This window comes from Methanonatronarchaeum sp. AMET-Sl (genome assembly GCF_029854155.1).
In the GTDB taxonomy this organism is placed as follows: Archaea; Halobacteriota; Methanonatronarchaeia; order Methanonatronarchaeales; family Methanonatronarchaeaceae; genus Methanonatronarchaeum.
Window position 1 is genome coordinate 598151 of record NZ_CP122958.1, and the last position, 22160, is coordinate 620310.

General features: G+C 39.1%; 20 protein-coding genes. 11 read left to right on the forward strand and 9 right to left on the reverse strand.

The features are described 5' to 3' along the window. Nucleotides 1-157 precede the first annotated feature (157 nt). From QEN48_RS02945 to QEN48_RS02955, 3 genes are read left to right on the forward strand one after another with little or no spacing between them, the layout of a single operon-like run. Nucleotides 158-1333: a thiolase domain-containing protein gene (locus QEN48_RS02945; protein ID WP_280108915.1), complete on the forward strand. Its 1176-nt coding sequence runs from the start codon at nt 158-160 to the stop codon at nt 1331-1333. Between the two features lie 16 nt (nt 1334-1349). After that, nucleotides 1350-1784, forward strand: a complete 435-nt coding sequence (locus tag QEN48_RS02950) for a Zn-ribbon domain-containing OB-fold protein (RefSeq protein WP_280108916.1) — start codon at nt 1350-1352, stop codon at nt 1782-1784. 23 nt (nt 1785-1807) lie between these two features. Next, nucleotides 1808-3763 (forward strand): enoyl-CoA hydratase-related protein, encoded by a 1956-nt coding sequence (locus QEN48_RS02955; RefSeq protein ID WP_280108917.1) that lies wholly within the window; start codon nt 1808-1810, stop codon nt 3761-3763. 88 nt (nt 3764-3851) lie between these two features. On the opposite strand, the gene QEN48_RS02960 is transcribed toward QEN48_RS02955, so the two are convergent. Together QEN48_RS02960 and QEN48_RS02965 are read right to left on the reverse strand one after the other, a co-directional pair. Further along, a complete protein-coding gene (locus QEN48_RS02960) occupies nt 3852-4931 on the reverse strand; it encodes a nitronate monooxygenase (RefSeq protein ID WP_280108918.1) in 1080 nt (359 codons plus the stop codon). A 254-nt stretch (nt 4932-5185) separates the two neighbouring features. Continuing rightward, on the reverse strand, nt 5186-6238 hold the full coding sequence (locus tag QEN48_RS02965; protein ID WP_280109092.1) for a class I SAM-dependent methyltransferase family protein: 1053 nt from the start codon (nt 6236-6238) through the stop codon (nt 5186-5188). Nucleotides 6239-6282: 44 nt separating this feature from the next. Here QEN48_RS02965 and dph5 point away from each other — a divergent pair, with 44 nt between their 5' ends. Further along, the gene (gene dph5, locus QEN48_RS02970; protein WP_280108919.1) at nt 6283-7044 is read left to right on the forward strand and encodes a diphthine synthase; all 762 of its coding nucleotides are present in this window, start codon (nt 6283-6285) and stop codon (nt 7042-7044) included. A 48-nt stretch (nt 7045-7092) separates the two neighbouring features. On the opposite strand, the gene QEN48_RS02975 is transcribed toward dph5, so the two are convergent. Next, nucleotides 7093-9030 (reverse strand): molybdopterin biosynthesis protein, encoded by a 1938-nt coding sequence (locus QEN48_RS02975; protein WP_280108920.1) that lies wholly within the window; start codon nt 9028-9030, stop codon nt 7093-7095. After that, nucleotides 9023-10216 carry a gephyrin-like molybdotransferase Glp gene (glp, locus tag QEN48_RS02980; protein ID WP_280108921.1) on the reverse strand — a complete coding sequence of 398 codons (1194 nt, stop codon included), beginning with the start codon at nt 10214-10216 and terminating at the stop codon, nt 9023-9025. The genes QEN48_RS02975 and glp overlap by 8 nt, the downstream gene beginning before the upstream one ends. Nucleotides 10217-10295: 79 nt before the next feature. Here glp and QEN48_RS02985 point away from each other — a divergent pair, with 79 nt between their 5' ends. The 4 genes from QEN48_RS02985 to QEN48_RS03000 all read left to right on the forward strand — a co-directional run bounded on the left by QEN48_RS02985 (nt 10296) and on the right by QEN48_RS03000 (nt 12524). Continuing rightward, entirely contained in the window at nt 10296-10475 is a 180-nt protein-coding gene (locus QEN48_RS02985) for a hypothetical protein (protein WP_347985125.1), read from the forward strand. A gap of 144 nt (nt 10476-10619) precedes the next feature. Beyond that, a complete protein-coding gene (locus QEN48_RS02990) occupies nt 10620-11327 on the forward strand; it encodes a TOBE domain-containing protein (protein WP_280108923.1) in 708 nt (235 codons plus the stop codon). Nucleotides 11328-11397: 70 nt separating this feature from the next. Continuing rightward, entirely contained in the window at nt 11398-12243 is an 846-nt protein-coding gene (locus tag QEN48_RS02995; RefSeq protein WP_280108924.1) for a shikimate kinase, read from the forward strand. Beyond that, the gene (locus QEN48_RS03000; RefSeq protein WP_280108925.1) at nt 12240-12524 is read left to right on the forward strand and encodes a chorismate mutase; all 285 of its coding nucleotides are present in this window, start codon (nt 12240-12242) and stop codon (nt 12522-12524) included. Before QEN48_RS02995 ends, QEN48_RS03000 begins: the two co-directional genes overlap by 4 nt. A gap of 165 nt (nt 12525-12689) precedes the next feature. Here the strand turns inward: QEN48_RS03000 and QEN48_RS03005 are convergent, their stop codons facing one another. The 5 genes from QEN48_RS03005 to QEN48_RS03025 all read right to left on the reverse strand — a co-directional run bounded on the left by QEN48_RS03005 (nt 12690) and on the right by QEN48_RS03025 (nt 17103). Then, nucleotides 12690-13526 (reverse strand): prephenate dehydrogenase/arogenate dehydrogenase family protein, encoded by an 837-nt coding sequence (locus tag QEN48_RS03005; RefSeq protein ID WP_280108926.1) that lies wholly within the window; start codon nt 13524-13526, stop codon nt 12690-12692. Next, nucleotides 13523-14347, reverse strand: a complete 825-nt coding sequence (gene aroE / locus QEN48_RS03010; RefSeq protein ID WP_280108927.1) for a shikimate dehydrogenase — start codon at nt 14345-14347, stop codon at nt 13523-13525. Before aroE ends, QEN48_RS03005 begins: the two co-directional genes overlap by 4 nt. Then, the gene (gene aroD, locus QEN48_RS03015; RefSeq protein WP_280108928.1) at nt 14344-15075 is read right to left on the reverse strand and encodes a type I 3-dehydroquinate dehydratase; all 732 of its coding nucleotides are present in this window, start codon (nt 15073-15075) and stop codon (nt 14344-14346) included. The genes aroE and aroD overlap by 4 nt, the downstream gene beginning before the upstream one ends. Nucleotides 15076-15174: 99 nt before the next feature. Next, the gene (locus QEN48_RS03020) at nt 15175-16296 is read right to left on the reverse strand and encodes a 3-dehydroquinate synthase II (protein WP_280108929.1); all 1122 of its coding nucleotides are present in this window, start codon (nt 16294-16296) and stop codon (nt 15175-15177) included. Between the two features lie 6 nt (nt 16297-16302). Beyond that, nucleotides 16303-17103 (reverse strand): 2-amino-3,7-dideoxy-D-threo-hept-6-ulosonate synthase, encoded by an 801-nt coding sequence (locus QEN48_RS03025; RefSeq protein ID WP_347985126.1) that lies wholly within the window; start codon nt 17101-17103, stop codon nt 16303-16305. Between the two features lie 216 nt (nt 17104-17319). Between QEN48_RS03025 and QEN48_RS03030 the strand changes: the two genes are divergently transcribed. From QEN48_RS03030 to flaJ, 3 genes are all read left to right on the forward strand, one after another. Continuing rightward, nucleotides 17320-18504 (forward strand): MFS transporter, encoded by a 1185-nt coding sequence (locus QEN48_RS03030; RefSeq protein ID WP_280108931.1) that lies wholly within the window; start codon nt 17320-17322, stop codon nt 18502-18504. Nucleotides 18505-18649: 145 nt separating this feature from the next. Continuing rightward, nucleotides 18650-20365, forward strand: a complete 1716-nt coding sequence (locus QEN48_RS03035) for a type II/IV secretion system ATPase subunit (protein ID WP_280108932.1) — start codon at nt 18650-18652, stop codon at nt 20363-20365. A 59-nt stretch (nt 20366-20424) separates the two neighbouring features. Continuing rightward, entirely contained in the window at nt 20425-22143 is a 1719-nt protein-coding gene (gene flaJ / locus QEN48_RS03040; protein WP_280108933.1) for an archaellar assembly protein FlaJ, read from the forward strand. The last annotated feature ends 17 nt before the right edge of the window (nt 22144-22160 follow it).

Sequence of the window (22160 nt, forward strand, 5' to 3'; positions counted from 1 at the left end):
TGAGGTTTGTTGAATTTATATTTTTTGTTTTTCTTAGTTGAGTGGTTTCGATGGTTTTTTTGTTAGAGGTTGGTTTTTTTTGGTTTAATGCAGTGTCATTTAAATGGGTTTGAATACTATCTATATCTGATTTATTTTGATAAGTGGGGTTTTTTGATTGGATAGAAAGGTTGGTGTTGTTGCGTCGGGACAATCGGATTTTGGGATTCGTAAGGATGTGGATATTAGGGAGTTGGCGGCTGAGTCGTTTATTGAGGCATTGGATTCTGAGGGTGATTTGTCTAGGGGTGATATAGAGTTTGCGTCGGTTGGGTCGTTTGGTTCTGGTATTTATAATGAAGAGTTTTTGCCGGCTCCTCTTGTTTGTGAATATCTTGGTTTAAATCCGATTGGGGCTCAGAGGACTGAAGCTGCTTGTGCGACCGGTATGTCAGCTGTATATTTGGTGTATGCTTTGATTAAGTCTGGGTTGATTGATGTTGGGGTAGCGTTAGGTGTTGAGAAGATGACTGAGGTTCCTAAGTCTAGTATGATTGAGTTTATTGGTAGGCCTGGGTCTTATCTTTGGGAGTTTCAGAGTTTTGGAGCGACTTTTCCTGGGTATTATGGTATTTATGCTACTGCGCATATGGATCGTTATGGTACAACTGAGAGGGATTTTGCGGAGGTTGCGGTTAAAAACCATAGTTATGGAGCGTTGAATGAGAAGGCGTTTCTCCGTAATGAGATAGATGTGGAGGATGCGTTGAATTCGAAGATGATTGCTTATCCACATAGGCTGTATTATTGTTGTCCTATTAATGATGGGTCGGCTACGGTGGTGTTGGCTTCTGAAGAGAAGGCTAAGGAGTTGTCTGAGGATCCTGTTTGGATTAAGGGTTTGGGTTCTGGTACCAGTTCGGTTAACATTTCGAATAGAAACTCTTTTGTTGGGTTTGAGTCGGCGCAGGTTGCTGCTGAAAAGGCGTTTGATATGGCGGGTGTGGAGCCGTGTGAGATAGATGTTTCTTGTTTGCATGATTCCTTTACAAGTGCGGAGATAATTGCTTATGAAGATGTGGGTTTTTGTGAGAAAGGTAGGGGTAAGGAGTTGGTTAGGGAGGGCCAGACTTATGTTGGTGGTGATTATCCGGTTAATCTAGATGGGGGGCTTAAGGCAAAAGGCCATCCGATTGGTGCTACAGGTATTGCAATGATTAATGAGTTGACTGAACAGCTTAAAGGAGAGGTTAAGCCAGGTAAGAGACAGGCTTCGATAGATAATGGATATGCATTGGCTCATAATGTTGGTGGAACGGGACATTACAGTTATGTAACGGTTTTGGAGAGGTAGTTAGGGAGGGTTGTTTATGCCGAAATCACTTGAAGATATTAGGGAGATCTGTTTTAAATATGAAATACCGGTTGAGAAGACCAAGGTTTTTTGGGAAAAACTTGAAGCTAATGAATTAGTCACTTCAAAATGTGTTGATTGTGGAAAAGTGATGTTCCCCCCTCAGAGTTACTGTCAAAGTTGCTTAAGTTCAGATATTGAGTGGATAGATTTAGATGGTGAGGCAGTAGTTCAAAGTTTCACACATATCGATGTTCGACCAAAATCATTCAGAGATGAAAAACCCTATACAATTGTTGTTGCGGAGTTTAAGAAATATGATTCGGTTTCTGCATTAGCTTGGATTGAAAACGTTGATAGAGAAGATGTTGAGATAGGTCTGGAGGTCGAGCTTTTTCCAAAACAAAGAGAGAAGGGACCTCCATATTACGTATTCAAACCAATAGGGTAAATAGTGTAGGAGGAGAGGTTTGTATGGTGGATATAAAGAAGGTTGCAGTTATTGGAGCGGGTGTGATGGGGCATGGCATCGCTGAAGTTGTTGCTATGTCGGGTAGAGATGTTAATATATATGACCACAAAAAACAAAATCTCAAGAACGCGTTGAAGGAGATAGAGAAAAGCCTTGCAAAGCTGGAAGAAAAAGACAGGATATCGGAAACAGAGGCTATAGACACATTAAACAAGATAGAGACCGTTAATGATTTACAGAAAGCTGTTATAGATCGAGATTTCGTAATTGAAGTTGTTCCTGAAAATCTAGAGCTGAAACGCGACCTATTCGCTCGTTTAGATAGATATACACCAGAACACACCGTTCTTGCATCCGGAACCTCCTCCCTACCCATAACTGAGATAGCGAGGGCTACAACTAGACCTGAGAAGGTTGTTGGGATGCATTGGTTCAACCCCCCAGTATTAATGGACCTTGTTGAAGTGATCTATGGTGAGAAAACATCGAAAGAAACCGCAGAAACTACCTATAAATTTGCAGAAACAATGGATAAAATCCCTATTTACTGCAAAAAAGATGTACGTGGTTTCATTGTCACCAACATAATCGGAGCTTTTTATGGAGAAGCAATGTGGATGTTTACTAATGGAGAAGCAGAGATAAAGGAAATCGATGCAGCAATGGTTCACCAAAAAGGATACCCAATGGGTCCATTCGAACTACTCGACCTTACAGGAATAGATATCGTCTATGACGTCAGAAAAGAAGCCGGATTAAAAATCCCCCCAGTAATGGAAGACAAAATTAATAAAAAACAGTTTGGCCGGAAAACCGGAAAAGGCTTCTACAACTACAGAGAAGGCCAAGGAGCAGACTATAAAGAAAGAGACGGAGAAAAAGTAGATACCCTTCAGATCGAAGCTAGAATGGTCAACGAAGCATCAAAACTAATCGAAATTGACGCAGCCACACCAAAAGACATCGATACCGGAATGAAGCTTGGCGCAAGATTTCCAGAAGGCCCATGCAGACGTGGTGACAAAATAGGCCTAGATAAAATCACCAACAAACTCCAAAAACTACACGACAAATATAAGGAAGAACGTTACAAACCCACAGAACTACTAAAAAATAAACTAAAAACAAATAAAATCGGAGAAAGAAAAGGAGAAGGTTTCTACAACTACATAGAACCAACCAAAAAAACTTACCACGCCATTAAAACCCAAAATCCTGATGAAAAAGGCGTTGTAAAAATCACGCTAGACAGACCCTCAAGAATGAACGCCCTAAATGAAGAAATGATGACAGAGATCCCAGAATTCATTAAAAACTTAGACCAAAACAATGTTCGATGCATCGTTATAGAAGGAAAAGGAGATAAAGCATTCTCAATCGGCGCAGAAATAGATATGCTGAAAAAAACCAAACCAACTAGGCTAAGAAAACTATTAAAAGTCTTCCAAATTCTCGAAAACTACCCAACACCCGTAATAGCTAAAATAGATGGATACGCATTAGGAGGAGGACTAGAACTAGCCATATCCTGCGACCTACGAATAGCAACCAAAAGATCAAAATTCGCAGTACCAGAAATAAACATAGGATTAATCCCTGGCGGAGGAGGAACCCATAAACTCCCAAGACTAATCGGAGAAACAAGAGCCAAACAAATGATCTATTTAGGAGAAAAAATCAACGCAGAAACCGCTGAAAACTGGGGACTAATAAACAAAACAGTACCAAAAGAAAAACTCAATGAAACAGTTAAAGAAACAATAAACAAAATAACCAAAGGCCCACCAATAGCCCTCTCACAAGCAAAAAAAACCATAAAAAAAACCAGACAACAAAAACACAAAAAAGCATTAGAACTACAGATAGAAACCCTAACACATTTACTCGAAACACAAGACTTCCAAGAAGGCATAAAGGCCTTCAAAGAAAAAAGAGAACCCAACTTCAAAGGAAAATAAAAACCCACCCAAAAACCATGAGTATGGGTATTTAATTAGTTTTAGTGGGGGGGAGAGGCTGTCTGGCTGTCTAAATACTCTATATTTTTTATGGGTTTGTTGGTTCTAAGCTCTTTTTTGCTTCTGTCATCATGTTGTGGATTATTTTTTTTACAGGGATTACTTCATTTATTCCGCCTATAGCTTGTCCAGCCATGATGGCGGCTTCTTCGGTATTACCTTCTTCATCAAGTATTTGGAATCTTTTTCCTTCTTCTCTAGCAATTTCTCCCCAAGAAGCTTTTTTTTCCGCCATCTTTTTTAGTTTCTCTGATCCTTTTGTTTTATAGAATCTAGCGTTTCCTAGCAGGCTTGGTGCGACAATACTGTCTTCGAACCCTGTTTTTTTGTTTGCTAAAAGGTTTTTAGCGTTTACGTGGTAGTCCGATTCTCTGCTAACTAGGAAGCGGGTTCCAATGTAAACTGCTTGAACTCCCATTGCCATTAAGGAGGTTATTTGAGAGCCATGGAAAACACCACCTCCTGCTGTAACGGGAACACCTAAATCCATTTGCATAACCCCTGCTACGAGTGGAAAAGTATTGATTGGATAATGGGAGATATGCCCTCCTGCTTCATAACCGGTTACGTTAACAACGTCTACACCTGACTCTACAGCTTTTTTTGCATGGTATGGTAAAGCACAGGTGTGTAAATGTAGTAAACCAGCTTCATGTATTTTTTCAGTGTATTTTGGAGGTCCTGCAGAAGTTAAAATCCCTTTACATTGATTGGCAAACTCTTCATCATCTAAAGCTCTTTGAATTAAAGCTTCCAATAGTACTGGAGCATCAACCTGCTTTTCATGCACCCGTATATTAACAATGAAAGACCCATCGGTCTTTTTCAAAACAGTATCAATAATTGAGTGTTGACGTTCAACTAAGTCATTAATTAAATCATCACTCCACTCTCCAGCAGTGATTTTATCCATAACTTCAATAGCCCCTCTACTAGAGGTCGCAACCGGGTGTTGAACATGACCCAGAGCACCAGCATCAGCTATCTCTGCTGTCAACTCGGCCATACTCCATTTTGTACCACCCATCGCAGCTTGAATCAATGGATATTTGACGTCAAACATCCTACAGATTTCAGTACGGAAAAAACTGGGTAAATCGTTTTTCATTTTCTATACATCAAAATTACACTCTATAAATTAAAAATTATCGATTATTAACTTTTGTGAGAGTTTGAGAGATCAGTAAGTCCCCCCCTATTTAGTAGTAAGATGTCACTAACAACTATAAATCCCATACAAAATCCCAGTTAATAACCTAAGAAAGGGACTTCAAACCATAGATAGTTATATTTTAGTTAGGAAGTTTTTTATTATTTTTTTTGATGTGTTTTGGTTGGGTTTTGGTTTTTTTGGTGTGTTTGTTAGTGTATTTTGATGTCTATTGCTATGTTTTGGGTTCCTGGGGAGTATGATCTTATGTTTCTTTTGTTGAGTATTTTGAGGTTTAGTCCTCTTTGGTGTACTTTTTTTGTTATTTTTTGTATTGGTTTTTGGTATAGGTTTTCTTTTTTTGTTATGTCGTAGTAGTGGATTATTCCTTTGTCTTTGTGGAGGAGGTCGATTGCTTCGTCTAGGAATTCTATTGATTTGAATGGGAGGTTCATTATTGTTCTGTCGCTTGTGCCTTTGTACATTTTGGCTATGTTTTTTATGTCGCCTTCGATTGTTTCGATTTTTTGTGTTACGTTGTTCATTTCTGCGTTTGTTTGTAGGTATTTTATTGCTTCTGTGTTTTTGTCTACTGCGTATACTTTCTGGCATTCGGTTTTTTTGGCTATTAGTATTGAGAAGGGGCCTATGCCTGCGAACATGTCGAATACTATTTCGTTGGGTTTTATTTGGTTTGTTATTATTTCTCGTTCTCTTGCTAGTCTGGGGGTGAAGAATACTTTGTTTATGTCTAGTAGGTATTTTATTCCATGTTCTTTGTGTATGGTTTCTGTTTTTGGGGTGCCTGTTATTAGTTGGTGTTCTCTTGTTCTGTATTCGCCTTGTACGTTTGTTTTTGGTTTGTATATGGAGGTTAGGTTTGAGTGTACTTTCATTAATGCTTTTCCGATTAGTTCTTGTTTGGCGGTGAGTTCTGGGGGGATTTCTATTATTGCTATGTCTCCTATTATGTCGAATGAGGAGGGGACTTTGTTTAGTTCTTTTTTTGTTAGGTGGGGTTTTAGGTAGTCGTTGAGGTTGTTGTATCCGGTTTTTCTTTCTTTGAGTTTGGTTTTTGTTATCTCGATTTTGTTGAGGTTTTGTTTTAGTTTTTTTAGTTGGTTTTGGTTTGGTTTTTTTGTTGGTATGTATAGGTGGTTTTTTGTTTTTTTGATTTTGTAGTCTCGGTTGAGTAGGTCTAGTTTTTGGAGTAGGTTTCTTGTTTTTTCTCCTTGTTTTTTCTCGACTTTGATTGTGTATGGCATTTCTAGCAAGAAATATGTCGTAGTAGTTGTTAAATTGTAGTGTTATGTCGCTTGTTTTTATTGGATTAGGGTTGTTTGATGTTAGGGATATTACGGTTAAGGGTTTGGAGAGGGCTAGGGAGTGTGACTGTCTTTTTGCTGAGTTTTATACTTCTAGGTTGATGGGTTCTGATGTTGGTGAGATTGAGGAGTTGGTTGGTATGGATGTACGTGTTTTGGATAGGGATGAGGTTGAGGGTTCTGATTTGATTTTGGATATGGCTGAGGACTGTGATGTTGGTTTTTTTGTTGGTGGGGATAGTATGATTGCTACTACTCATAATGATATTCGTTTGAGGGCTTTGGAGCGTGGTATTGATACTGAGGTTGTTCATGCTCCATCTATTTATACTGCGGCTCCAGGGCTTGCTGGTTTACAGAATTATAAGTTTGGTAGGTCTGCGACGATTGCTTTTCCTTATAAGGGTAATGTACCTAAATCTGGGTATAAAGCGGTTCGTGAGAACCGTGAACGTGGTTTGCATACTTTGTTGTTTCTTGATATTAAGGAGGATCGTTTTATGTCGCCTGTTGAGGGTTTAGAGTGTTTGTTGGAGGTTGAGAGGTTGGTGGGTGATGGTGTGGTTACTGATGACTTGCCTGTTGTTGTGGTTGGTCGGGCTGGCTCTAGTTCTCCTGAGGTTCGGGCGGGTCGGGTTGGTGAGTTGGTTGACTGTGAGTTTGGGGGTCCGATGCATATTTTGATTGTTCCAGGCGATCTACATTTTTTGGAGGAGGAGGCGTTGCAGATGTTTGGTTTGGATTGATTTTGTTTATTTTGAATTAGAGATATATCCTTTTTTTTGGGAGGGGTGTTATGGGGGGTGGCCTGTTTTTTTATGTGGTTTTAGGCCGGGTATTTTGGTTAGTTTTTGTTTGAATTGTTGGGATCTGAGTTTTTGTTTGAATTGTTTTGTTGTCTTGTTTTTTGTTATTATGAAGTCGTATTCTTCTTCTGTTATTTTATGGAAATCTAGGTTGTTTTGGGTTGCGTATGGTTTTATTGCGATTCCTGCGTCTGCTTTACCTGTTTTTATTGATTGTGCTACGGCTGAATGTGTTGTTGGTGTGTTTTTGTAGCCTTTTATTTGGTTTTTGATTTCTCTGGCTGGTTTTTTTGTTTTTTTGGATATTTCCTGTATTTTTTGGTCTAGTAGTGTTCTTGTTCCTGAGCCTTGGTTTCTGTTTGTTATTGTGATGTCTTTTTTGATTAGGTCTTTTATTGTTTTTATGTTGTGTGGGTTGTTTTTTTGTACGAGTATTCCTTGTTCTCTTTTGTATCCTTTTATGAGTTCGGCGTTCTTGATGTTGTATTCCTTGATGTAATTTTTGTTGTATTCTTTGTTTTTGTTCAGTAGGTGTATACCGATTATGTCTGGTATGTTGCTTGCCATCATTTCGAGGCCGCCTCTTGATCCTGTGTGTATTGTTTTGTTTGTTTGGGTTAGCATTCCGGTTATTATGTCTGTTCCATAGCAATGGCTTCCCATTATCAATAGGTTTGGTATCTCTAGGTGTTTTGAGTGGAGTTGGGCTTTTTTTGTTTCTCCTTTCTGGATGTATTCTTCGTTTTGTTTTGCTGTTATGATTCCTTCTGAATCTGATAGTGATTTTATTGCTCCTGAACCACGGTAGACGGGGTATGCTTTGTATTTGTTTTGTTTTTTGGTTATTCCGATTGGTATTAGGTGTTTTTTTCCTGGTACTGACTGTATTTTGGTTGCTGTTTGAACTGTGACTGTGTTTTGTTGTCTTTTTTTTCCTGTTTTTTCTTGTAGTATTGGTTCTATTAATGCTTTGAATATTGTTAGGCTGGATGTTGGGTATCCTGGTAAGCCTATTATTGGTGTTTCGTTGATTTTTGCTGCGAATGTTGGTTTTCCAGGTTTTATTTTTAGGCCATGGAAGAGTAGTTTGTCTTCCAGTATTCTGTAGAGTATGTCTGTATGTCCGGCGGATGTACTTCCTGAGGTTAGTATTAGGTCTGATTGGTTAGCGGCTTTCTTTAGAGTTTGTTTGATCTGTTTTTCGTTGTCGGGGAGTACTCCAATTTTTTTGGGTTGTCCGCCTGCTTCTTTTACTGCGCTGTATATCGTGTTTTGGTTTACGTCGTATATCTGGCCTGGTTTGAGTTTTTTGTCAGGGGTTGTGATTTCATCTCCTGTTGAGATTATGGCGGTTATGGGGCCTTTTTTGGTTTCTATGGTTTCATGTCCTGTTGCTGCTAATAAACCTATTTCTCTTGGGGTTAGTGTTTTGTCTTTTTTTAGTATTTTTTCTCCGGCTGTTATGTCGGTTCCGGCGTGCATAACGTTTTGTTCTGGGTATACTGGTTTTCTTATGTTTATTGTGTTGTTTTGTTGGTCTGTGTGTTCGATCATTACTACTGCGTTTGCGCCACTTGGCATTACGGCTCCTGTAGCGATTTCTATTGCTTCTCCTTGTTTTAGGGTTTGTTTGGGTTTTTCTCCTGCGTTTATAGATCCGGTTTTTTTGAGTTTTTTTGGGTTGTCTTCTTCGGCACCGTATGTGTCTTCTGCTTTGACTGCGTATCCATCCATTGCGGATCTATCGAATGGGGGGACATCTATTGGTGACTGGATGTCTGTTGATAGTGTATGTCCACCTGCTTTATGGATGGGGGTTGTTTCTGTCTTGGTTTTGATGAGTGGTTTTATTATTTTTCTTGCTTTTTTAATTGAAATGAGTTTATGGAACTGTTTTCTATTGTTTTGGTTTGGTTTTTTATTCAATTGGAACCACCTCTACATTTTCTCCTTTGTCTTTTCCCTCGCTTTCGCTGGGTATTATTGCGATTCCGTCGGCTTGGGTTATTGAGGTTATTATTCCGGATCCGGAGGTTCTTAGGGGCGTGGCTTCTCCATTTTTTAGTTTTACTCTTGTGTATGTTTGGTAGCCTGGTGTGGAGTGTATTTTTCTTGTAAGTTTTGCTTTGGTTCTCCATTCTTTTTTCGTCTTTATTTTTCCTTTACGTTGGATTGTGGGTTTTAAGAATATTTTTGCTGCTATTGCAGCGGCTACTGGATATCCTGGTAAGCCTATTATTGGTGTTTCTTCGATTTCTCCAAGGATTGTTGGTTTTCCGGGTTTGATTGCAACTCCCTCGATATGTACAACACCGTTCTGTTTTATTACTTGTGAGGTGTAGTCTCGTGCTCCTACGGAGCTTCCTCCAATAACCACTATTATATCTTTATCGAGGTTTTTTGTAATGGCTTTCTGTATTTTTTTAGGTTGGTCGGGAGTTATCTGGTGTGTTTTGGGTTTTCCTCCCCATCTTTCTATCAACATTTCGATTGTTATTGAGTTGCTTTCGATTACTTGGCCTGGTTTTGGTTCTTGGCCTGGTTTTATGACTTCGTTTCCAGTTGGGATGATTGTTGTTTCCGGTTTTTTCATTACTTCTATCTCTTCTATCTGTAGTGTTCTGAGTAGCCCTAGCTCCATTGGCCTTAGTTGATGGCCTGCTTTCAATATTTTTTCGTTTTTTTCTACGTCTTCTCCGATTGGACTTACGTTTTCTCCTGGTGAGACTGGTTTATAGGTTTTTATTGTTTGGTCGGTTTTTTCTGTGTCTTCTATTTTGATTACGGCGTCTGTTTGGCTTGGTATTTCGGAGCCGGTGTGGACTCTTACGCACTCCATGTCATTGGGGTTTTTTTCAACCATTTTTAGTGGTATTGGGCTTGTGTTGGTTGCTCCGTATGTGTTTTCTGCTTTTACTGCATATCCATCCATGGCGGACCGGTTGTAGTGGGGTACATTTTTTGGTGACTTTATGTCTTTTGCTATGGCCCGATCTAATGCTTTAGTTATTTTTATTTTCTCAGTAGTTTTTATCGGTTTTATTGTCTTTAAATAGGAGTTTAATGCTTTTTTTATGGGGGTGAGGGTTTTGAATCCATTTTTTTTCTTCATTTTATCAATTCCGGTTATAGAAATCAACATAATTTTTTTGTTTTTTTTGGTTTTTTAGGTGGTTGTGGTAAGTTTGATTATGGATGAGGTTTTAGTTTTCTGTATGCGTGTTGAATTATTTATTGATGGTGAGAAGGTTCCCATTAACGGTTTTGTTCAGAGGATGATTGGTAACTCTATGGAAGGGATGATTGAAGCCCTTCATGGGGTTGATGAGGATTGGGATGGCGCTGAGATAAAGGTTGTTCGTGAAGAATAACCGTTAGTGTTTATGGTTATTTCTCTTTTTTGTTGCTACATAACTATCGTTGCGTCCGAAACGACATAATGGTTTATATCCAAACACCGATATAATAACACGGTAAACCAAGTCAAAATAAATTTTCCCTAGAGAGAAAACAAAATGAAAAAAGAAGCTAAAGTCGAGGTCTACATAAAATCTAAAAACACAAAATTCAAAACTAAAGACCTAGAACTACTTAAATCGATTAAAAAAGAAGGCTCTATCAACAAAGCAGCTGAAAAACTCGGTAGGTCTTACTCACACTCCCAAAAAAGAATCGATGAACTAGAAAATGCATTTGGAAAATTAATAACAAGACAACGAGGCGGATTAAATGGAGGAGGAAGTAAACTAACATCTATAGCCAGTGAATTGATACAGACACTTGAAAACAAAATAACTGATTTAGCAATAACCGCCAACACAGAAATAACAGAAATAAATGGTGAGATAAAAAACACAGAAGGAGATCTCGCCGAAATAAAAACATCCATAGGCACCCTAAAAACAAGAAAAAACCCTTGGATGGAAACTGGAAAAAAAACAAGAGTTTTAATAAGAGCCGACACCATCACACTCCTAGAACCAAACAAAAAACAAAAAACAAGCGCATTAAACACAATCGAAGGCATAGTAACAGACATAGAGAAACCAGAAACTAAAGGAACTGTAACAATTAAACTAAAAACAAACAACAATGAAATAAAAGCAATAGTAACAAAAAACAGCCTCAAAAACCTCAACATAACACAAGGAAAAAAACTAGCCGCCACATTCAAAGCAACAGCAACAAAAGCAATTCCAACAAAACCCAACCAAAACCCATAAAACATTTCCCAATACAACCCCACCAACTAATTATAAACCAAAAAAACCCGAACCACCCCAAAGTGAAAAAATGAAAGGTAAAGCAAAAGCCTGTGGAGCAATAACCATAGTAAACGCCATAGCAGGATGGAGAGGAGCAGCACTAGCAATAGACCTACATACAACAGCCGAAGCCACACTAGACCCAGAAACAAACGAAATAATAGGAGACGCAGGCGGCCTAGACCCCACATTAATAGAAACCTGTGTAAAAAAAACACTCCAATGGTTCGACAAAGATATGGGTGGAGCAATAAAAACCGAAACCGAAATACCTCCAAGCAGAGGCCTGAAAAGCAGTAGTGCTGCAGCCAATGCAGCAGTACTAGCAACAGCAAAGGCATTAAACAAAGAAAACGAGATAACCAAAAAAGAAATACTAGAAATCGGAGTAGAATCAGCGATTGAATCAGATGTAACGATAACCGGAGCATACGACGATGCATCAGCATCCATATACGGCGGCCTAACAATAACAGACAACTGGGACCGAAAAATCCTTAAACAAAGAAAGATGGATGAAGAAATATTGATATTGGTTCCAGAAAACACCTCACACTCATCCGAAACAAACGTCGAGAGAGCCGAACTACTTGAAACACTAGTAAAAAAAGCACATAAAATGGCCTTAAACGACTCAGTTTATGACGCAATGACATTAAACGGAATATTATATTGCGCAACACTAGAATACAGCCAAAAAATACCATTAGACGCATTAGAAAACGGAGCAAAAGCAGCAGGACTATCTGGAACAGGAACCGCATACGCAGCAATAGTCGACAACGACTCAAAAAGAGATGTCAAAAAAGCCTGGAATAAATATGGAGATATAATACAGACTAAAACAAACAACAAAGGAGGAAAAACACTTTGAAACTTGAAGAAATCCGAAATGAAATAGAAGAAATAGATCAAGAAATAATAAACCTAATACACAAAAGAACCGCCATGGCAGGAGATATAGCTAAAATAAAAGACAAAAACGACATCCCAATAAGAGACGACCAACAAAACAAAAAAGTAATCTCCCGAGCCACCGAAATGGCCGTTGAAAAAGGAATCGACACAGGATCGGTCAAAAAAATATTCGAAACCCTAATCGAAATGAACATAGAAAAACAAGAAAACCTATTAGGAAAAGGAAACCTACCATAAAAAACCTCCAACACCCCTCCGAGACCTATCGAATTTAACTTTTGTGAGAGTTTGAGAGAGCAGTAAGCCCTATCCTCTTTAGGGAGAGAAGGGATCTCACATTAATCGATATAGAAAAAACATACCTCAAATAGGTAGAATAGAATTAAAAACCCGTATGTTGGTTTAGCTTGGTTTCTCTCGCTGAATGTATCTATCTATTTCTTCAATAAACTCACTTAGTTTCTCGGTATCTCCTTTTTCTATAATCTTCTCTATCTCCATGTATCGTTCTATTGTTTCTTGGTGTATCTCAGGGATGTAGTTGTTGTGTGTCTGTATCGATGCGTAGAGACTTGGGTTTTGAACCAAAACTCGATCAAGGTCTTTTAACAATAACTGGAATGTAGGTGTTGTTAGGTCTTTGTTTTTCTCTATCTCATATTCTTGGTCTTTTAGTATTGAGCCGAACAGAATTAGTAGTAGGTGGGAGGCCCCCTGTACAACCGCCATAGCTTTATCATGTTCTTTGGCGCTCATTATACGTACATTGCCGCCATCTTTTTCTATATACTCTTTAACTCTCTCTAAACAACCTCCACTATCTACTGGAACTAAAACTACGTTTTTGTCTTGGAAACCGGTTTCTTGAGGCCCAAATAAGGGGTGTGTACCTATGGTGTTGACATAATCTGGTACATGTTTCTTCATTGCCTCTACAGGCTCTTCTTTAACTGAGGTTACATCCATCAGTAAGGAGCCTTCCTTCATTTTTGGACCAACTTCCTGAATTATTTTGGGGGTTATCGCTATTGGTACACTAACTATGACTATGTCTGAGTATTTAATTGAGCTATAATCTTCATGGAAGGTTATGTCTTTGTTATCTACGTATTTGAGTCCGGCTTTTTTGTTTTTATCTGTTATATGGATTTCGTGTTTCGGTGTGTTTAGGGTTTCAGCTATCCATTGACCCATTCTTCCGGCTCCACCGATGACTGTGATTTTATGTTTTTCTGTCATTCTTTTAGCTCCTTAAGCACCGCTTCTCGCATATCTTTGGTTGGTGGTTTTTTACCTGTCCATATCTCGAATGAGGCTGCGCCTTGTTGGACCAACATCTCGACGCCGTTTATCGTTGTTGCACCAACCTTTTCAGCTTCTTTTAGAAGTTTTGTTTTTAGAGGTCTGTATACTAGGTCGAAAACGGTTAGGTCTTTATGTAGGTTTTCTTCTGTTGTTATTGATTTGTCGGTGTTTGGATGCATGCCGACTGGGGTTGAGTTGACCAGTAGGTCTGCATCGACCAACTCTTTTTTTAGTTTATTTAGTTCTCCATAACTGGATTCGACATCCTGTGTAGTTAGTAGTTCACTTATTTTTTTGGCTTTTGTTGGGGTTCTGTTGAGGACAACAACTTTGTTGGCTATGTCTTTTAGGGCTATGCAGACTCCTCTGGCTGCTCCACCTGCCCCTACAACTACTGCTTTATTGTAGTGTTGGTTTTTTTGGGTAACTGCTTTTTTAGCTCCGATTATGTCTGTGTTGTATCCTTTTATTGTTTTTTTTAGGTCTATTGTGTTTACTGCGCCTGCGAGTTTTGCTTCTTCGCTGACTTTGTTTGATATTTCTAGTGCTTTCTCTTTGTGTGGGATTGTTACGTTTAAACCGCCTAAGCCTAGGGCTTTTGCGCCTTTAACTGCGTCATAAACGTTTTTTTCTTGAACCTGAAATAAATGGTAGGTATGTGGTAAATCTAGTTTTTTGAATGCTGTGTTTTGCATAGGTGGTGATAGGCTGTGGCTTACTGGATCTCCGATCAATCCATATATTTTTTGTTTCAATAGATATCCCTCAACAACCCCTTGATCTTGTTAATTGGTATTTGTCCAGGAGCTGTTTCTTCTCCTATCGGTGCGTATATGATGTCTGAACCATATAGTGGACCGATTACTCTTGAGTGTTTTCCAACATCACCCATTGATATTGAGCATAATGGCTTGCCTAACTCTTTTTTAACTGTGTATGTAGCTCTCATTAATGAAAGTACATCGAGTGGTGTTTTAGCCATATAAGCCACTTTAGCTATATCACCGATCTCCATGCATTCTTCTATTTTCATTGCGATCTCTGTTGTTCTTGGTGTTAAGGAGTGGTTGTGGTAGGAAACTATTATGGGAACTCCTTGTTCCCTAGCTTTATCAATTAATTTATCTCTAAGGTCTCGAGGGGTATGTAGTTCTATGTCGATTATGTCTGCAAAACCCATAAAAGAAATTAGGTCTTCAACTCGATTTGACTCTGATCCATCGTACTCTCCGCCCTCTTTCTCCCGTCTGTTGGTGATTATTAAAGATGGCCCACTTCTTATTTCCGATAACCCTCTTTTTAGGTCCCGATAACTATCTTGATTTATTTTATCTATTCTTAATTCTATTAAGTCTGTTTTTTGGTTATTTAGGTAATTTAATGCTTTTTCAACGTTTTTTTCCCCGATAGAACCACATATAATTGGTTCTAAACCGATTTCTATATTCTTGGTTGAAACCGGTTTACTGGCTGTTGGCCTCATTTTATTTTAAACCTCCAGGTAAGTTAGAAAATATTTTTATTTTTTTTTGGGTTTTTGGTTGTGTCGGTGTTATTGAGGGGTTGTATAGTTTTTTGGTTTTTATTTTTCTTTGATTGTTTCTGTTACTTCCATTCCGAAGTGTCTTGCTTTTTCTTCTGTGTTTACGAGTACTTTGTCGCCTTCTTTTAGTTCAGATATTGATTTTGGTTTTCCTTCTGGGTCTACGAGTCTTATTGTTTCTGCGTTTTGGAGTACTGTTTTTATTGTTGTGTTTTCGGTTTCTGCTTCGATTAGCATGAGTGGGCGTTTTTCTATTTTGGATCGGCCTACTACTGCTTTTTTTGTTTTTCCTTCGTTGTTTACTATTAGTACTTCGTCACCTGCTTCTAGTTCGGAGAGGTATACTGTTTTGTTTCCTGGTGTTTTTAGGTATGCGTGTACGCCTCCTGCGTTTACTCTGAATGGTCTGGCTGCTACGTATGGTGATTCTATTGATTCTGAGTGTATTAGGAAGAGTCCTGTTGAACTGCTGCCTACTAGCATGCCTTCTCCTTTTTTCATTAGGCTGCATGTGTCTACGCATACTCGGTCTCCCATTCCTACTGGCTCTATTTTTTTTATTGTGGCTTCTGTTAGCTCTATTTCTCCTTCTTGGAATTCTTCGAGTTTTTCGGATGCTTTTATTATTTCTTGTATGTCGTTTGTTTCTAGTAGGACTCCGTCTGACCCTACTTCGAGTGTTTTTAGGGCTGTTTCGAGTTCGGTTGAGTTTTCTATTCCTGTGATGATTTTTACGTCTTTTTCTTGTAGTTCTGCTATTAGGTTTTCTAGTGGTATTATTTTCCAGTCTTCGCCTCTGATTATTATGTAGTCTACTTTTTCGGCTATTTGGCTGGCGAATTCTTCGTGTTTTTTGTCTGTTATTATTATGTATTCGGCGGTTTCTCCTTTGAAGTCTTTTAGTGTTTCTATGTCTTCTGATGAGTTTGGTCCGATTGGGAGTGTTTTTGTTCCGTCTCCTTCTCCGTTTTTTCCTGCTACTTTTATGTCTGCTTTGTCTCCGTATGATGCGGTTTTTATGTTTCCGAGTTCACGTGTTTTTTCCACGTCTTCGTCGTTTATTAGTACGGTGTTGTATCCTTGTTCTAGGGCAGTGGTTATTTTTTCTTTTTTGTCTTGCCATTTTTTGGTGTCGGCTTTTAGCCATAGTTCTTTTTTCATTTGTTATCATCTCTTGAGTTTTTTGTAGACTTCTTCTGCTTTTTTGTCTTTGTGGACTATTTCTGAGATTGCGTTTGTCATTGCTGGTACGTCGCTTGATTGGAATACGTTTCTTCCGATTGCGACTCCGCTGGCGCCGCCTTTTATTGCGCCTTCAACCATTTCTAGTACTTCTTTTTCGTTTTCCATTTTTGGTCCGCCGGCTACTACTATTGGTACTGGACATCCGGCTACTACTTCTTTGAATGTTTTTGAGGATCCGGTGTAGTTTGTTTTTATTATGTCGGCTCCTAGTTCTGCTCCTGCTCTTGCTGCGTGTTTGACGTATTTGACGTTGTATTCATCTTTTATTTTGTCTCCTCTTGGGTACATCATTGCTATGAGTGGTATTCCCCATTTGTCGCATTTTTCTGCTACTTTTCCGAGTTTTCTTAGTTGTTGGGCTTCTGTGTCTGACCCTATGTTTACGTGGACGCTTACTCCGTCGACTCCGTATTTTAATGCTTCTTCAACTTCGCATACTTGTATTTTGTTGTTGGGGTTGGGTCCGAGTGATGTGCTTGCGCTGAGGTGGGTTATTAATCCGACGTCTTTTCCATATCCTCTGTGTCCATGTGGTATCATTCCTTTCTGCATTAATACGGCGTTTGCACCGCCTTCTGCTACTTTTTCTACTGTGTCTGAGAAGTTTACGAGTCCTGGTATTGGTCCGACGCTTATTCCGTGGTCCATTGGTACTATTACTGTTCTTTGGCTGTTTCTGTCTATTATTCTTTCTTTTCTGATGTTTTTTCCTATCTCCATTATTCATTCACCCACACAGAGGTGTGTTAATGTGTGTCACACTTACATAGTTAGTTGTTCCAGAATACTTAATACTTCCCACAAAACACCACACACCAACAAACAAACATAAAAAACCAAACAACAAAACACTATCCCCCAAAACCAAAAACAACACTATAACAACAAAAAACCAAATAAAAAACAACAAACCCAACACCCCCAAAAAACGGTGCCAAAATGGAAACAAAAACAAAACTACTCGTAACATTCGCAACAATCTCATCCCTCTCAATGGGAATGATATTCCCATACATACCACTATACGGCCAAGAAATAGGAATGCCAATATCATTAATCGGCTACCTAATATTCACATACTACATCACAGAAATGTTCTCAAGAATACCAGTAGGCCAAATAACAAACGAACTCGGATACCCAAAAATAACCCTAATAGGCGGAACACTATTCATAACCTCATCAATACTATACCTAACATCCGAACTAATATGGCCAATACTATTCCTAGCACAAATAACATTCGCCCTAGCATTCTCAATAGCATGGGTCTCCATACCAGCCTACATAACAAAAGAAAAAGCATCACTACCAAAATACACCTTCCTAGTAGGAATAGGATGGCTATTCGGCCCACCAATCGGCGGAATAACACGAGACCTACTAGGAATGACAGAACTATTCATAATACTAACAATAAACAGCATAATCCTACTAACAATCTCAATATACTTCTACAACCAACCCCAAAAACCAAACCCCAACCCAACAAACAAAAAAACCACAATAACCAAATCAATAAAAAAATCAAAAAACTCATTCAAACAAGCCTACCACCTCCTCATCAACAGAAAAAAAGTCCTAATAGCAACACTCGTCTCACTAATAATGTTCATGTCATTCGGCCTCCTAGCATCCGTAATCCCACTACACCTCGAAGACATAGGATTCACCTCCTTCCTAATAGGAATATTCGCAGCAACACAAACAACAGTATCCGCAACAATCCGCCTAAAAACAGACCCAATAGCAAAAAAAATCGGCCGAGTAAACATACTAATCATAGGAACCGCAGTATGCGGACTAGCAATATACACAGTCTCAATATTCACAACCCCAACCGCACTAATCCTAATATCCGCAGTATGGGGATTAGGCCACGGACTCTACCTACCAATAGCCTTCGACCTAATAGCAGACGACACAACCGGAGGCGAAAGAGACATAGGAATGGGATTAAGAGGAACCGTAGGAACCGCAGGATCCGCAATAAGCGTACTCATATTCATGTACATAGCAGAAATAATAACACTCTCATTCTCAATAGCAACATTCGGAGTAATAATGATGGCTTTCGCCCTAACACTACACATATATTGGAAGAAAAAAGGAGTATGCCGCTAAAAACAACTAAACAAAAAAAAACATTAAAAACCACTAAAAAAAGGGATAACAATATATAGCGTCACTAAAAACAATTAATGAAAAACCATTTAATGATACTTTAAAAACCAAAAACCAAGCCAATCTATAAAAAAGGGATTTCAAGATGAGCGTTAAACCACAGGGAACAAAAACAATATCCTCCGACCTAAGGAGGCTTGCCGGAAGACATAGACACCTAAAGAGACATGTAATTAGGTTTAAAAAAATAACCGGCACATATCCTGAACTCATCGGAAGCCCCGACAGCAAACACAAAACAGATTATCCAAACGTAATATACCCAGTAGGCGAATCCATATTCTGCCACATATACGGAAGCCCAACACAAGACTCAAGATACTACGCCGTAGAACCCACAATAACAAAAGGAGAAAAACAGAAATTCAACGAAGTAAAAAGAAGAATCTTAGATAGAAGCATAAACGTAAAAGCACCAGAAACAAGCAACCAATTCGACGACAGAATCGAAAAACTACTAAGCGAAACAACAATAATCTCCGACGACATGCCAGCCGGAAACATCCTAACCAAAATCTGGAGAGGAATAAAATACCTACTCGGAAAAGACGTAGTAACAATCGACAGAAAACAATACAACAAATTCCGATACCGCCTCAACAGAGACATAATCGGACTCGGACAACTAGAACCCGTAATGAGAGACAAAGCAATAGAAGACATACACGTAGTAAGTCCAGAAGACATATTCGTAGAACACGACGTATTCGGCCTAAACCAAACAAACATCGAGTTCAACGACCGAGAAGAATACGACAGATACCTACGGTCAACAGCAGAAAGAATTGGAAACCCCGTAAGCGACTCAAACCCAATAGTCGACGCAACACTACCAGACGGATCAAGACTAAACCTCGTATACAGCGATGACGTATCACTAAAAGGCCCAACACTAACAGTAAGACAACAAGACGAAACACCACTAACAATCACACAACTAGTCAAATGGGGTACATTCTCACCCAAAGCAGCAGCCTACATGTGGCTAGCACTAGAAAACGACATGAGCGCCTTCGTAGTTGGAGAAACAGCTTCAGGAAAAACAACATCACTAAACGCCATACTCTCATTCATACCAAGAAACTCAAAAATATATACAGCCGAAGACACCGCAGAAGTCGTACCACCACACAACGCCTGGCAACAACTACTAACAAGAGAATCCGACAACAAAGAAAACAACGGCTCCGGCGAAGTAAGCATGTTCCACCTAATCAAAACCGCCCTCCGATCAAGACCAGACTACATAATCGTAGGAGAAGTCCGAGGCGAAGAAGGCCGAATGGCCTTCCAAGCAATGCAGACCGGCCACCCAGTAATGTGCACATTCCACGCATCAGACGTTAAAAGCATGGTACAGAGATTCACAAGCGACCCAATAAACGTCCCAATCGCCTTCTTCGGAAACCTAAACATCGCCATATTCCAAAACTTCATAAGAAGAGGAGACCAAGACCTCAGAAGAGTAACATCAATACACGAAATAGAAGGATACTCACAAGACATGGGCGGCGTCGTAACAAGAGAAATATTCGAATGGGACCCAATAAAAGACGAAATAATATTCAAAGGAATGAACAACTCCTACATCCTTGAACAAAAAATAGCACCAAAACTCGCATACGAAGACAGCCGAAGAATATATCTAGACCTAGAACTACGAACAAGAGTAATAGAAGCAATGGTAAGAGAAGCAATATTCGAATACCACGAAGTAAACAAAACACTAAGCAACTTCCAAAAAAACGGACTAGAAGGCCTACCATTCGAAGTCAAAAAACCAGAAGCCATGCTAAGATAAAAACACCTAAAAAACCAAACCTAAAAACAAAAAAAAATAAAACAGCCCCACACGGTAACATGAAAGACAAGGACGTAAAGAAAGGGAAATACACCTTTTCATGGAGACGGGCAGTAGAAACCCTATTAAACGAATCCGTCTTCAGCTACTTAATCAGATATATAACCAGCTCCGCATTACTCGGAACCGCAATATACTACTTACTAACACTATTAATAGGCGACCTACTAGGTCCATTCCAACCAATACTCCTATTAATACCAATATTCATCGTAACAGTAGCAATAATATACCCAAAACTCCTTGCAGACCGACGAAGAATTAAAATAGACCAAGCAATGCCATTATTCATAACAAGCATGGGAGTATTAAGCACAACAAACATACCAAGAATCGACGTTGTAGAAACAATCTCCCAACAAAAAGAATACGGCCCAATCGCAGACGAAATGAAAAAAATCGTCGAACTCGTCAAAACATGGAACATGTCACTAGACGAAGCAGCCAGATTCCAATCAGAAGTCACCCCCTCACCCCTCCTAAGAGACTTCCTAGAAAGAATGGCATACAACGTAAGCGCAGGCCAAGGACTCGAAGAATTCCTCAAAAACGAACAAGAAGTCGTGATGTCAGAATACGAAACAATGTACATGAGCGTCCTAGAAGACATGGACGTACTAAAAGACCTATTCATATCAATGACACTATCAGTAGCCTTCATAATAGTATTCGCAACAATAATACCAATACTAACCGGAATCGACCCCAACTTCCTGCTATTCGCAAGCATAATGCTATACGGCTTAATAGAAGCCATGTTCCTATACGGAACATACGTAAAAGTACCATTCGACCCAGTATGGTACGAATTTGAAGACATAACATTCTTCGACAAAAAAATAATACTCGCAATAATAGCCAGCATAATAGGCGTAATTATAACAGCAATAATCCTAGCACTAAACCTATACCACAACCTCCCAATAATAGAACACATAGAACTACCATTACCCCTATACTTCGCAATCGCCCTCACCCCACTCTTGATACCAGGAATACTAATGCGAAAAGAAGAAACCAAAATCAAAAAACGAGACAGAGCATTCCCATCCTTCATCAGATCCCTAGGATCAAGCGAATCAGCCAAACAAACAACAACCACAAAAGTACTTAAAACACTTCAAACAAAAGATTTCGGAGACCTAACAAACGAAATAAGAAACCTCTACAAACGACTAAACCTAAGAATCAACCAAATAAGATCATGGAAACAATTCGCCATGGAAACAAAATCATTCCTAATACAAAGATTCTCAGAAATGTACTACAAAGGCAGATTAAAAGGTGGCAACCCCGAAAAACTTGGATACATAATAGGCAAAAACTTCAACAAAATACTAGAACTCCGACAACACAGAAAACAAACAACCTCAACATTCACCGGCGTAATATACGGAATAACCGCAAGCTCAGTATTCGCCTTCTTCGCAGGAATAGAAATCGTAAAACTAATGATCAACATAATGGCCGACGTACAAATGCCAGACGAAGACTGGATACAACAAATAATCTACACCGAAATATACAACATACCAGACGTACAGGTCCTAATAATGATATTCATACTATTAAACGCCGTAATGAGCTCAATGATGATAAAAGTCGTAGACGGCGGCCACCACATAAACACATACCACCACCTAGTAGGCCTCGTATGGATAGGCGTAATAGTAGCCCTAATAACAGAAAGACTAGTATCAATGTTCCTAACAATCTAAACCCAAATACAACCCCC

What these genes read in the sequence shown, in the direction of transcription:
- QEN48_RS02990 (WP_280108923.1), top strand. Translation starts at nt 10,620, where the DNA reads ATGAAAAAAGAAGCTAAAGTCGAGGTCTACATAAAATCTAAAAACACA.
- QEN48_RS02960 (WP_280108918.1), bottom strand. Translation starts at nt 4,931, where the DNA reads ATGAAAAACGATTTACCCAGTTTTTTCCGTACTGAAATCTGTAGGATG.
- glp (WP_280108921.1), bottom strand. Translation starts at nt 10,216, where the DNA reads ATGAAGAAAAAAAATGGATTCAAAACCCTCACCCCCATAAAAAAAGCA.
- aroD (WP_280108928.1), bottom strand. Translation starts at nt 15,075, where the DNA reads ATGAGGCCAACAGCCAGTAAACCGGTTTCAACCAAGAATATAGAAATC.
- dph5 (WP_280108919.1), top strand. Translation starts at nt 6,283, where the DNA reads ATGTCGCTTGTTTTTATTGGATTAGGGTTGTTTGATGTTAGGGATATT.
- QEN48_RS02950 (WP_280108916.1), top strand. Translation starts at nt 1,350, where the DNA reads ATGCCGAAATCACTTGAAGATATTAGGGAGATCTGTTTTAAATATGAA.
- QEN48_RS02985 (WP_347985125.1), top strand. Translation starts at nt 10,296, where the DNA reads ATGGATGAGGTTTTAGTTTTCTGTATGCGTGTTGAATTATTTATTGAT.
- QEN48_RS02965 (WP_280109092.1), bottom strand. Translation starts at nt 6,238, where the DNA reads ATGCCATACACAATCAAAGTCGAGAAAAAACAAGGAGAAAAAACAAGA.
- QEN48_RS02995 (WP_280108924.1), top strand. Translation starts at nt 11,398, where the DNA reads ATGAAAGGTAAAGCAAAAGCCTGTGGAGCAATAACCATAGTAAACGCC.
- QEN48_RS03030 (WP_280108931.1), top strand. Translation starts at nt 17,320, where the DNA reads ATGGAAACAAAAACAAAACTACTCGTAACATTCGCAACAATCTCATCC.
- flaJ (WP_280108933.1), top strand. Translation starts at nt 20,425, where the DNA reads ATGAAAGACAAGGACGTAAAGAAAGGGAAATACACCTTTTCATGGAGA.
- QEN48_RS03035 (WP_280108932.1), top strand. Translation starts at nt 18,650, where the DNA reads ATGAGCGTTAAACCACAGGGAACAAAAACAATATCCTCCGACCTAAGG.
- QEN48_RS03005 (WP_280108926.1), bottom strand. Translation starts at nt 13,526, where the DNA reads ATGACAGAAAAACATAAAATCACAGTCATCGGTGGAGCCGGAAGAATG.
- QEN48_RS03020 (WP_280108929.1), bottom strand. Translation starts at nt 16,296, where the DNA reads ATGAAAAAAGAACTATGGCTAAAAGCCGACACCAAAAAATGGCAAGAC.
- QEN48_RS02955 (WP_280108917.1), top strand. Translation starts at nt 1,808, where the DNA reads ATGGTGGATATAAAGAAGGTTGCAGTTATTGGAGCGGGTGTGATGGGG.